11 protein-coding genes are annotated in these 11,982 nt (G+C 61.7%); 9 read left to right on the top strand and 2 right to left on the bottom strand.

What is annotated here, in order from left to right; translation table 11 throughout:
- Window positions 1–487 precede the first annotated feature (487 nt).
- From AC4CS3_RS21460 to AC4CS3_RS21425, 8 genes are all read left to right on the top strand, one after another.
- Window positions 488–1,741 carry a glycosyltransferase family 4 protein gene (locus AC4CS3_RS21460; protein ID WP_490785135.1) on the top strand — a complete coding sequence of 418 codons (1,254 nt, stop codon included), beginning with the start codon at window positions 488–490 and terminating at the stop codon, window positions 1,739–1,741.
- Window positions 1,738–3,177: a UDP-glucose dehydrogenase family protein gene (locus AC4CS3_RS21455; protein ID WP_490785134.1), complete on the top strand. Its 1,440-nt coding sequence runs from the start codon at window positions 1,738–1,740 to the stop codon at window positions 3,175–3,177. Before AC4CS3_RS21460 ends, AC4CS3_RS21455 begins: the two co-directional genes overlap by 4 nt.
- Window positions 3,178–3,479: 302 nt before the next feature.
- Entirely contained in the window at window positions 3,480–3,746 is a 267-nt protein-coding gene (locus AC4CS3_RS21450; protein WP_345449998.1) for an uberolysin/carnocyclin family circular bacteriocin, read from the top strand.
- Window positions 3,747–3,750: 4 nt separating this feature from the next.
- Window positions 3,751–4,311 (top strand): stage II sporulation protein M, encoded by a 561-nt coding sequence (locus AC4CS3_RS21445; RefSeq protein WP_490785133.1) that lies wholly within the window; start codon window positions 3,751–3,753, stop codon window positions 4,309–4,311.
- A 10-nt stretch (window positions 4,312–4,321) separates the two neighbouring features.
- Window positions 4,322–4,930 carry a hypothetical protein gene (locus tag AC4CS3_RS21440; protein WP_490785132.1) on the top strand — a complete coding sequence of 203 codons (609 nt, stop codon included), beginning with the start codon at window positions 4,322–4,324 and terminating at the stop codon, window positions 4,928–4,930.
- A 36-nt stretch (window positions 4,931–4,966) separates the two neighbouring features.
- On the top strand, window positions 4,967–5,374 hold the full coding sequence (locus AC4CS3_RS21435) for a hypothetical protein (RefSeq protein WP_490785131.1): 408 nt from the start codon (window positions 4,967–4,969) through the stop codon (window positions 5,372–5,374).
- Window positions 5,375–5,380: 6 nt separating this feature from the next.
- The gene (locus AC4CS3_RS21430) at window positions 5,381–6,910 is read left to right on the top strand and encodes a hypothetical protein (protein WP_490785130.1); all 1,530 of its coding nucleotides are present in this window, start codon (window positions 5,381–5,383) and stop codon (window positions 6,908–6,910) included.
- Window positions 6,862–7,506: an ABC transporter ATP-binding protein gene (locus AC4CS3_RS21425; RefSeq protein ID WP_490785129.1), complete on the top strand. Its 645-nt coding sequence runs from the start codon at window positions 6,862–6,864 to the stop codon at window positions 7,504–7,506. Before AC4CS3_RS21430 ends, AC4CS3_RS21425 begins: the two co-directional genes overlap by 49 nt.
- A 20-nt stretch (window positions 7,507–7,526) precedes the next feature.
- Here the strand turns inward: AC4CS3_RS21425 and AC4CS3_RS21420 are convergent, their stop codons facing one another.
- A complete protein-coding gene (locus tag AC4CS3_RS21420) occupies window positions 7,527–9,824 on the bottom strand; it encodes a helix-turn-helix transcriptional regulator (RefSeq protein WP_490785128.1) in 2,298 nt (765 codons plus the stop codon).
- Window positions 9,825–10,962: 1,138 nt separating this feature from the next.
- On the opposite strand from AC4CS3_RS21420, the gene AC4CS3_RS21415 reads away from it, so the two are divergent.
- Window positions 10,963–11,406 carry an excalibur calcium-binding domain-containing protein gene (locus AC4CS3_RS21415; RefSeq protein WP_490785127.1) on the top strand — a complete coding sequence of 148 codons (444 nt, stop codon included), beginning with the start codon at window positions 10,963–10,965 and terminating at the stop codon, window positions 11,404–11,406.
- A 362-nt stretch (window positions 11,407–11,768) separates the two neighbouring features.
- Here AC4CS3_RS21415 and cspE read toward each other — a convergent pair whose 3' ends face one another.
- Entirely contained in the window at window positions 11,769–11,972 is a 204-nt protein-coding gene (cspE, locus tag AC4CS3_RS21410) for a transcription antiterminator/RNA stability regulator CspE (RefSeq protein ID WP_028266315.1), read from the bottom strand.
- Window positions 11,973–11,982: the final 10 nt, after the last annotated feature.

The following is an 11,982-nucleotide window of genomic DNA, read 5'->3' as shown; positions in this document are numbered from 1 at the left end:
TCGGTAGACCCTCATCTTAAGAGGGCCCACTGTCCGAGATCTCCACGGCAGTTCAGATCGTCCCCTTAAACATCCGGTGCTGGTCAAAATGGTCAGTACGGTTGAAGAGTTTCATAGGGTCTGGCTCGATTCTAGACAACGGCCTGGCCGAACATACGGGCGGCGCAGGGTGAATCACCCAACGCTGTTCAGCATGTGCGGGCGCGCCGCCCAGTCATCGCCCGCTTACCGAAATACCCCGGTGCCCGGGACAAGCCCCAGTCATGGCCACGAGGTTCACTACCGTTGTCACCGTAAATCGGGCCGATATTGGGGGATAAGAGTGACTTCTACCCGTCTTTCAGCTCCGTAATTGCCTAGAGTGGCGAATTTTCCGTCCCTACGGATCCTCCACTCGGGGAAACAACATCAATTTGTTAACCAAACCTTCCCCTCGCAGTCACGCCCATTCCCCCGCTTCGCCAACCGCCGCGCACACCGTGGAGGGGTGAGGATCGCTATCGTTGCCGAATCATTCCTGCCGCTCATGAACGGGGTCACGCACTCCATCCTGCGGGTGCTGGAGCATCTGCAAGAGCGAGGCGACGAAGTGATGGTGATTGCGCCATCGACGTCGGACACTGCTGTCTCGGACGTCGTAAACGGCGCTTTTGTCCATCGCCTCCCCTCCGTGCCCTTGGCCGGATACACAAATGTGCGGGTGGCGTTGGGCGGTGTGAGCCGGGTCAAGAGAATCCTTGCCGACTACGCACCGGACGTCGTCCACCTCGCATCCCCTTTCGTCCTCGGATGGCGGGCTGTGCAGGCTGCGCGCCAGCTCGGCATCCCCACGGTTGCCATCTATCAAACCGAGGTCCCCAGCTACGCCGCCCGGTATGGCCTCCCCATGCTGGAGAACTGGGCATGGAACCGGGTAGACAACATTCATCTTCGTGCAGACCGGACACTGGTCCCGTCCACGTTCGCGCTCAACCAGTTGCGCGGCCGCGGGATCCTCAGGGTGGGCATGTGGCGGCGCGGTGTGGATACCGCGCGGTTCTCCCCCACCAAGCGCTCGACGGCGTGGCGCGCCTCGGTGGCGCCCCACGGCGAGCGCATCATCGGCTACGTCGGACGCCTCGCGATCGAGAAACAGGTGGAGGACCTCGCCGTGTTGGCGGATCTGCCGGGAACAAGGCTTGTCATTGTGGGCGACGGCCCGCAACGCGCTGCCCTCGAAGCGGCCCTGCCGAACGCCTTCTTCACCGGCTTCCTGGGCGGCGACGAATTGGCTCACGTTGTGGCCGGCTTTGACCTCTTCGTCCATCCCGGCGAGTTCGAAACGTTTTGCCAGACGATCCAGGAGGCCATGGCGTCCGGAGTTCCCGTCGTGGCCACCGGCCGGGGCGGTCCCCTCGATCTCGTGGAGAACTCGCGCACCGGCTGGCTTTACGAGCCGGGGGACCTCGCGCAGCTGCGGGCCTACGTGCAGGACCTGGTGGGCGACGATGCCAAACGCCGCGCGTTCGGACTGGCAGCGCTCGCGTCGGTCCAAGGACGGACCTGGCCGGTGCTGAGCGCCCAACTCGTCGAGCATTACGAGGCAGTGATCTCCGGTGAAGCGCTTGTGGATCCGGCCACTGCTCCCAGCCACCCGGTTCAGGCAGCCGAGTTTCAGGCAACCGCGTTTCAGCCGGCCGAGCTCCAGCCGGCAGAGCCTGCCACCATTTCCGTGACTTCCAGCAAAGGACTCCCAGCATGAAAATCTCCGTTGTAGGCTGCGGCTATCTTGGCGCAGTGCACGCCGCAACGCTCGCGTCGATGGGCCACACCGTGGTGGGCATCGACGTCGACGCCCAGAAGGTGACCCACCTGAACAAGGGTTTCGCGCCCTTCCACGAACCCGGCCTTGATGAACTTCTCCGGGACGGCTTCGCTACCAAGCGGCTTACGTTCTCCACCGATTTCGCCGATGCCGCCGATGCCCAAACGCACTTCCTGTGCGTGGGCACCCCGCAGTCGAAGACCTCGGATACCGCGGACCTCTCCTACGTGATCGCAGCGACGAAGAGCCTTCTCCCGCATCTGGCGAGGGGCGCCGCCGTCGTCGGCAAATCCACCGTTCCTGTGGGAACAGTGGACATGCTCCGCGGCATCCTTGCCCGTAGGCCCGATATCCTGCTCGGCTGGAACCCCGAATTCCTGCGCCAAGGCACGGCAGTGAAGGACTCCCTGGTACCGGATCGTTTGGTGTACGGCGTTCCGGGCGGCAAGGACTCCGCCGCCGGCACCCCGATCACGGCTGCGCTCGACGCCGTCTACGAACCGCTGATTTCCGCCGGGATCCCGCGGCTGGTCTGCAACTTTGCCACCGCCGAGCTCATCAAGTCCGCCTCCAACGCGTACCTCGCTACGAAGCTCAGCTTCATCAACGCCATCGCCGAACTTTGCGACGCCTCGGGGGCGGACGTCACCGAGCTCAGTGAGGCGATGGGCCTGGATCCGCGCATCGGCAACCGGTACCTCCACGCCGGCCTGGGTTTCGGCGGCGGCTGCTTGCCGAAGGACATCCGCTCGTTCCGCGCGCAGGCACAAGCGCTGTCCGTGTCTTCCCTCGATGAGTGGATGGGTGTGGTCGATTCCATCAATCTGGGCCAGCGCGCCCGGGCCGTCGACGTCGCCCGTGACATGTGCAAAGGCTTCCTGTCCGGCCGCACCGTGACCGTACTGGGCGCTGCCTTCAAGCCGGACACCGACGACATCCGTGACTCCCCCTCCCTCGACGTCGCACTCCAACTGGCCGCGGCGGGCGCCCACGTTACGGTGACCGATCCCAAAGCCATCAACAATGCGTGGATGCGCTACCCCCAGCTCCGCTTCGAAGCGTCCACCACGCGCGCGCTCGAAGGCGCTGAGTTGGTGCTGCTGCTCACCGAATGGGACGAATACCGCGCCCTCTCACCCGCCGCCGTCGGCTCGCTCGTACGACGCCGGCTGGTGCTGGACGCGCGGAACGTCCTGGACGCTGCGGCATGGCGGGCGCAAGGCTGGACGGTTCGCGGGCTCGGAACCGGCTCCCGCGGTGAGCGTTCGGAACCGATTGCCGACGTCAAGCCTCCTGTCGTTCCCGTCGAACCGCTCAACACACGGCCGTTCATTGTCGGTTCTCCGGCCAAGGCACCGTCTACGCGACGGTAGCTTTGCCGCGGCCATGATCAAGCCGCAAGCGGCTCCTGACCGTTCCAACGACCGCTTCCGGCTCTCAGTGTTTTGCCCTGTGAACACGTAGACGGGCCCGAACGCACACGGAGATCCGGCTTGTTCACACTGAGAAACGGCCTTTGGCACACGGATTTTTCCGTTTTTTACACGTAGACGCCAATTTCACCGAGAGAATCTGAATCGTGGATGGCCTTCCTTTGAGGAGGGGCACCACGTTTCAAGGCCAGCAATACCGTTGGCCGTTCTACTCGAGAAATGGGGTTGTAGTGGAATCAACAATGACGAAAAGGACCGGCCTTCAGGCCGCGGCGGCGGCTGCGCTGGCTGTGGTTGGCATCTTCGGCGCGAGCTTGGCCGTTTCATGGATCGCGGGGTCCCTCGGCATCTCTGCCGCGGCGGCGTCCCAGATCATGAACGCCATCGAGGTCGGAGGCTGGGCTCTCGTTGTCATCGGCACAATATTCGGGGCAGGAATCACTGGTGCCTTGATCGCAACGGCTCGAGGAATCCTCTTCCGCATCGGCCGGGCGCAAGCAGTCGCGTAAATCGATGCTTGCTAAGACAGCACGCGTGCTTGGGGGCATCCCTGGATGGTTGCTCCCAAGCACGGGTCTGGCCATGGCAGCCATAGCCGTCTTCGGATATTCGGCCGTGGACCTGTCCTGGATCCGGGACGCGAGGGACATGGGTGGGAGTCCTCTCTACAGCAAGGACTTCCTCCAGATCCTTGGGCGGAACGTCGGCGCGGCCTTGGTGCTCTATTCGGGGGTCGCGACACTGGGGCTCACGACGCTTCTCGGGGCCGGAATCCTGGCGCTGTATGTCGGGGCGACGGTATCCCTCGGGGTGCATTCCGTCGGGGGTGCCGGCCTGGTTGCCGACGTGATTTGGTATGTCCCGTTCGAGTTCTTCGGCCTCGTGCTGGCGGCGACCGCCGGATTCCAGCCCGCCGCTGGCCTGGCTCGCAGGCTGCTGACGAAGAACGAGCCGGCAACCCTGAGGTCTTTCATCGACGACATGGCCCGTTCCCTCGGCACCTTGCTCATTGCCATCGCCCTGATAGTCCTCGGTGCTGCCATCGAGGCCATCGTGATTCAGCTAAGGACCTGAGGAGGAATTCATGACCAGCACGGAAGACGGCCGGGAGTCCGAAACCGTCATTATCGTCGCTAAGGTCGGAAAGTTGCGGCCCGAGCCAACGGGAGGCAGGGAATGGATCTCGACATCCCGCGGTCTGTGGATCGCGGGCTACATCCTGCTGATGGCTTTGGTGGCTCTGCGACTTCCGCTGACCAGGAAGTACCTCAACGCGAACGTTCCGGCGGACGTGCGCTCGGAAATCGGGGACGATCGACTGCTGAGCCTCTCCATGACGGTGGGCACCGTTTTGTTCTTCCTCGTCTACGCCGTCATCATCGCTTTGTACTTCTCCCTCGCCGCGTTCCTGGACAAAAGAGTGATCCCGGGAAAATCGGTCATCGCGGGCCGCTTCAAAATCGGGTCCTTCTTTGTGATCGCCATTCTCGCCACGATCCCCGTGAACCTATTCAGCGTGGTCTTCGGCGTCATCCAACCGAGGGATGTGCCCGGATATTGGGCCTATTTCCCCTCGATGGCCGTACTTGCCCTGGCGATCTTCCACCGACATTGGCGCTGGTTTTCCACAGGCAGGAAGATCCTCGTTGTGCTTTCAGCCATAGCTCTGTCAACAATAGTTGCCATCGGCTGACCTTCCTCAACCACCACCCACGGACAGAAATTCTCAATGACTACTCAGCTCTACAGCCTTCTTCTACGAATCGTTGGCCTCTTGGTCGCTGCATTCTCCTGCATTTCCCTCGGCCTGATTTGGGCTTCTCCTGCCCCGGAAGGCCTCAAGAACATAGATCCCCTCGCCGTGAAGAACACGACCGTCACCGTACTTCTCGTCCTCGGCGTGGCCGCACCCCTGATTGCGGCCTTCAGCCCGGCCGGGAAATGGCTACCGCTCAAGGCGGCCGTTTTCGCCGTCGCCGGTTTTGCGCACGCGGCGGCCCTCAGCCCGGTGATAGTTGTCCCGTTCCAGGGAACGACGTCGGCCGTCGCCGCCGTCTGTGCGCTCGGACTCGCGGTCCTCACCATTGTGGCCTTCATGGACTCAGTCCAGAAGAAGAGTCCGCGGAGCAAGTTCTAGGCGCTGATGGCGACCAAGGTCTCTCCCGCCGATGTCGAAGGTCAGGTTTCGAACGCCAGGATCCCTTCGGCGTCCGTCCGGCGGTCCGATTACCGAATCCTGCGGGACTTCCGGGCGTTTGAAATCGTCAATGCGCTGCGTTTGCCGCTCACGCTGGATGGTTTCAGGGCCCTCGCGGTCTCCGGTTCGGTAGCCTTGGTCCTGCTCGGAACACTGGTGTTCGCATCCACGATGTCTGTTCTCCGCGACGGCCCGCTCCGCCACGACACGGCCGCTGTGCTCAATTGGGGATTCCTCGCGATCCTCTACCTCGCCGTCGCCACGGTGCTCACCGAGGTAGCTTCAAGCCGACGGCTGGCAGTCTCCGGCACTCCGCACCTGGAGCTATTCCGGGCGATGGAACTTCCCCTGCAGCAGGTTGTGGTGAGATACGGCCTGGTCCCGGCGCTCCGCCGCACAGGCATCCTTTGGTATTCGGCTGCGGTATTCCTGGTGGTCTTCTTCGAGGAATCGCCGAGCTACCTCGACGTCGTGGCCGCTTCGGTCTCCGTCATGGTCTTCGCCTCCTGTGCGTGCGTCTACTGTGTTCTCCATTTCGCCTCAACACCTGCGCGACGGATAGGGCTCCATTGGCGGTATTGCCTCTTGGCTCTCATCCTCGGGTTGTTGCTCGGAGCTGCCACTGGCTTTCTCCTGCCTCAGCTCTCCCGGATTGACGAACTCGCCGAGGACCCGTCGCGCTTCCTTCCAGCGTTGTATGTGCTCGCGGCGGCCGCGTCCGGGATATTGATCCTCCTCAGCGTCCGCGCTTGGCGCCGCCTCAGCTACCGCAGGATCTCCCTCGGCACCGAACGGGGCGGCAGCCAGCGAGCGGTGACAAGCTTCGGGCTATTCGTTGTCACTGATCTGTTGAGCAGCAAACAGGGCTCGGTGATCGCCACCATCGTCCTCGCGTGGATCGCCGTCGTTGGCATCCTCCTGGGAGCGAGGGGCATTCTCCCCCTGCCGTCTGCGCTCGGCTCCGGGGAGCTGCACAAATCCTTGGTTGGCATTGCCGTGCTCTTGAGCTTGGCCGTCACGGAACCGATGCTCTATCGGATCGGGCCCACTGCGAAACTGCACCACTACCGCTTTGCGTGGGAGAACGGCTTCTCCGCCGCCGCGATCGTTGTCCGGCTCGTAGGGATTTACGTTATGGCGGGGGCGGCCATCGGTGGATTTGTTTTCCTAGGGGCGCTTCTCGCCCTGGACCTTCCGGTTCCTGGCGCTGTCCTCGCGGGCTTGATCGTCACAGCGTCCGGCGTCGTCGCGGAATCACTCTCCCGTCCGCCGACCACCACTGACGGCACCAAATCCAACGATGTGATGGATGGACTCTTCACACTCCTCCTGATTTCTCCTTGCTCGCTCATCCTTGTTGTCAGCCCTGAGTTCAGCGCCGTGCTGTTGTTGGGCTATTCCATCCTCTTGATCCTGGGAGCCGCCGTATGCCTGCACCAACGTCTTTTGAGGCTTCGATCGAAATTGATTCTGTAACCGCCGGCTACCGGCAAGGCTCACCGGTCCTGGACGGACTCAGTCTCAGTCTGAACGAGCCGGGGCTCTACCGGGTGGCCGGCAGCAATGGCAGCGGGAAATCGACTCTTCTGGAGCTCATCAGCGGCTTCCTCCAACCTTGGGCCGGAAGCGTTCGTCTTTGCGGGATCGACGCCGGCTCTCCCGACGCGCGCCAGGTGCGGAGCGTCTGCCGTACGACGCCAGCGCTCTACCCCTCCATGACGGTTCACGATCATCTGGCTCTTGCGGCACGTAGCCGTCAGGTCGGCCCGGAGGCCGGGCTCGCCCGGCTGGCCAGGTATGGACTGGAAGACTGGGTGGAGCAACCCGTCTCCATGCTGTCGACGGGCAATATCCGGAAGCTCTGGCTGCTCATGTGCACTGTCGCCGATACCCCTGTGGTCGCCATCGATGAGCCTTTCAACGGTTTGGACGTTCGAGGCATCGACGCCCTGACCGACGAGCTCGGCGAGTGGGCAAAGCACAAGGTAGTCGTCCTCATCTCCCACACAGTTCCGGAGCAACTAACCGTTAGGCATTCCTTCGTCTTCAAGCAGGAAGGAGGAACGTTGTAGACCGAAGCCCATTTGCCGGCTCACTCGGAAGGCCGCTTCTCGCGGAACGGAGCAGAATCCCGGACAAGGTCAAAGAGGGCCGTGCGCGACGGGCTTCCTGTCTTGCGCAGCGCGTTGGAGATGTGGCTTTCCACGGTCCTGATACTGATTCCCAGGTGCTCGGCGATCTCGGGGTTGGAGCGATGACCGGCCAGGGCTGCTATCTCGATTTCCCGGACAGTCAGGGGCGAATAGCTTCCGGAGCTAAACGCGACGGGCTCATCCGGGGACGGATATCGTGTCGCGAACATGGAGTATGCCCGGTCCATCGCGGCCGCACCGATGGTGTCGTCCACGAATGCATACCGCTTGAAAGCACCGCGGAGCAGCATCCGTACCTGGTAGAAATCGACGTCGGGCTCGTAATGCTCGAGCAGCACGCCTAGCATCTGGTGGTCGTCCTCCACCACCGCACCGGCAATTGCCAAAAGCTGATCATGGGAAGTGGACGGGGCATACTCTTTCAAGGTCTGCCGAAGGAGTTCGAGAACCTTGCGGCCAGGGAGCAGGCACGTGAAGAAAAGCGCGGAATGGATCGCCTCAAGGACATAGCCACGTTCGAGCTGCCGTTGAATGAGTTTCGCGGCCTTCCCGTCGAATACAGCTGGGATGAGGGGCCGCGCGGCGACGAGCTCGTACACTCCTCTAGCGGTTCCGGGGAGTGGGCCGATGTCATCAGCTTCGCGCCTCGCCTGGGTGGCAAGGGTCGCCGCAGGCAAGATCGCGGACGTCGCCGTCCTTAGCCCGGCGAGCCTGAGCATGGCATCGTGGAGGGAAGCCACCAGGAAGCCTGGCCGCCCCATGGCAAAGACACTGCCCATGAGGTATTCGGCGTCGTCGAAATAGCCGCGGTAGATCAGGGCCTGGGCAGCCACATACGTGTTGGAAACCATCCCGAATTGGTCCAGGTTGCGGCGGGCTTCTGCGCGCTGGTCAAGCGCAAAGACAATTGACTCCTCAATCCGCCCCGAGGAGAACAATGCCATTCCGCGGATGAACGGCTCGATTCCCGGAATGCCCTTTACCCCGCCTGAAGTGTCGATGGCTTTGAGGGCGGCGGAAGGCTTGAATCGGTAGAGTTCCAAGATGCCTCGGATGCTGGATATGACACCGCTTTCAGGGTGACGATCGTGGAGCCGCGCGAAGATTTCGTCGAGGTTCTCCGGCATTCGATCGTAGGACGCCACGAGGAATAGCTCCGCCGCTTCGGCCTCCGCGGACCATTTGGGACGTTCCTCCCCGAAGCTCCTGAGGGCGCCGGCTGCAGAATCCAGTCCTTTGCCTTTATGGATCGCCCAAAGCGCTTTGGTAAATGCCAGGAACAGGAGATCGCACGATTCTCCTTCCGAGGTCAAGGTCTGGGAAAGGACACGCTCAATCCTCGATGCGTCAATAGGCGAGCCCCAGTAGACCTTCAGAAGGGCCACAGCATTCGATACCGATCTGTCGGCATTCCACAGCTCGTAGCGCTGGCGCTCCAGGACGGAAACTTGCTCATGAAAATGGCGGGCCGTGGCTGCGTCTGAGCTCCGTTCAAGGCGCAGCGCGGCCAGTACCCTCATCAGCGAATCAGCCGAGTTGACGTCAACGTGCGATTCCTGGGGCAAACCGCTGAGGGCTCGGGTGATTCGACTCTTCAGGACCCGCCTGCTTGTGAGAACCCTTTGACCGCGGAAGTAGTCGGCCAGGACCGGCGGCGTGATCGAAGCGCAGACCGTGTTGTGGAGATCTTCCATGACGGAAATGAGGCCGCGCTGTTCGAGCCTGTCGAGGACGTCGGAATGGACTACCTGCTGCAGTACATCGAGGGGCGTTGTCCCGGCGATGGCCATGGCCTGAAGGCCCGTGAGTTCGTCGGGTTCAAGTCCTTCGAGGAGGGATTCCACCGTGCCATGGAGGTGCTCGTTCCACAGGGTCTCGCCCGTCATATGCCATTGCCCATGGCGGAGGACAATCAAGCCGCTGAGGGAAGCCGTTTCCGCGATGCGAACCACAAGCCGGGGGTTCCCTGCCGATTTCGTGAGGATCCGGGCAGTGGTGTCGGCGTCCGCAGGAGCTCCCAGAATGTCGGTGAGGAGCTCGTTCACCTGCTCGTATCGAAGCGGACTCAGGTGAACCCTGGCTTCCGGGCCGGGGCTGAGCACCGCAGGCTGGGCCACCGAGTAGATCGAAGACTCGCTCATGGTGACGATCATGGGCCGTTTTGTCCGACGCCGGACGGCGTCCAGAACCGCCACAGTCTCCGTGTCGACGAACTCGAGGTCATCGACTACAAGCACACGCTCACCTGGCCTCGAGAGTCGGCTTGCCAGGGTGTCAGCAACACCGAGAACTCCCAATTGGCCAATTCGAATATCCAGGCTCAGGCTATGTATTCCACCAAAAGGTATTCCGCGATGTGAGCGGAGTCCCGAAATGGAGTAGACCGTTGCTCCGGTCTTTTCCAGATCGGCGATAGCTTTTTGCGCGACACTCGTTCGGCCGCTGCCAGGCGCGCCGACAATTCGAACCATCATTCCGCGAGCAACGTAGTCCAGCGTTCGCCGAACTTCTTGATCGAACACTCGCGATCCAACTTTCTCTGATGCGCTAATCCAGCACTCTCCGGCCCTAGGTGGTGCGAGGTCCAGACGATTCAACTGTTTCCTGCCCAAAGCCGGGCGTTGGCAGGGGGACTCCCAAGCACTCCCACGGAACCCCCGGGTGCGCTGACGAACCTCGTTCCAAGGGAAACCGTAAAGTCCGAAACCGCCGTCTAAGTGTGGTTTTGGCGAAACTCAGTGTGCGCCGGGAGGCGTCTACGTGTGCCGACGTGGGGTTTTGTTCCGCATCTCCGTGTGCGCCAATGAAAACTCAGTGTTCCCCCGGCGTCCAAGGAGGTGACGTTTGGCAGTGGTTTCTCCATGACTCCCCTGGTGGTGGTCTGTTGCTTTCGACGCTACGAGGGTTTCGTGGCCGCCTCTAGACCGAACCTCGCGCATGTGGATATTTATTCGAGTCTTCTTTTTATAGATCGAACATAGTTTCTAATCTCGACCCTTTGCCGCACTCTTGAGAGCCCCGTCAAGAGGCCATCCCATCTATGTGGACAACTTCTTCTTTTCTCGCATTTCAGATGCTAGGATCTGCTGACATTCGCGTCGAAAACTGAATCATTGGGGGCAATAAATGAATACTCGCGCGCCAAAAAACAACGGGGAAATAAAACACGCGTCGCACGACTTTTTGAAATCTCGCAAGGCCGGCTTCAAGGTCTTTGCCATCGTCACCTCAATAGCCGCAGCGCTCTCCCTTGCCGCGTGTGGCGGAGCTAGCCCAACAATTTCGCAGGCCGGCGCCACCCAATCGGCTTCGGCTTCGGCGACTCCCACCCCAACACCAACGCCGACGCCGACCGCGCCAAAGTCAGTGTCCTGCGTGACGGAGAACGCAACAGAGAGCTATCCACCCAAGCAGTTCATTTGCACCAAGTCGGACACGGGAGTCCTCCTCTGGATGGAAAGCTCAGAGTCCAAGCGAGTGACGGATGCACGTGCGGCAGCAACCGCAGCGGCGGCGAAGGCGGCGGCAGACAAGGCCGCATCTGACAAAGCGGCTGCCGATGCCGCAGCAACTCAGGCAGCGGCAGCTCAGGCTGCGGCCCAGGCAAAGGCCGACGCCGATGCTGCCGCAGCGAAGGCACAACAAGACCAAGCCCAGGCGAGGCAGGTACAGCCGGTCGCGCCGCCCGTGGCGCCGTCGTCCGTCTACTACGCGAACTGTACGGCCGCCCGGGCCGCCGGCGCCGCACCGATCTATCGGGGGCAGCCAGGATACCGGCCTGCGTTGGATAGGGATGGCGACGGCATAGCCTGCGAATAAGGGTTACAAAGGACAACCTCGGGACACCGTCGGATTCTGCTGGATCATTCTCTTCGCCGAAGTTGCCGGTCCCGTGATTCCACGGGCCCGGCATTTGTCCATTCGAGTGATTGAGCAGAATCCCACATCCGAGCGAAGACGATCCCGGGACGGACAAGACCAAGCCCAGGGCCGAGCGCTACAGCAAAAGCTGGGCGGCACGCCAAATCCCTGCCGACACCTGTATTCCGTATTCAGGGGTCGACAGGGATCTAGCGCATCCCCGGGTAATTTGCGCGTCGCGAAGTAGTCACTCAACCCGGAAATAGGCATAAAAAAGCAGGGCCGGTCATTGACCGGCCCTGCTTTTTGAAATCCGAAGCTTAGAGAGCCTGGATGTTTACTGCCTGGGGACCCTTGGGGCCCTGCTCGACATCGAAGGAAACCTTCTGGTTCTCTTCGAGGGAGCGGTAGCCGCCCGAGTTGATTGCAGAGTAGTGAGCGAAAACGTCCTGGCTGCCATCTTCCGGGGAGATGAAGCCGAAGCCCTTTTCAGAGTTGAACCACTTGACGATACCTGTAGCCATTTTTTCAGTT

It is taken from the genome of Arthrobacter sp. SE2 (assembly GCF_058244265.1).
Note: the sequence above shows the minus strand (reverse complement) of the source record. Positions and strands in the feature narration are given on the sequence as shown.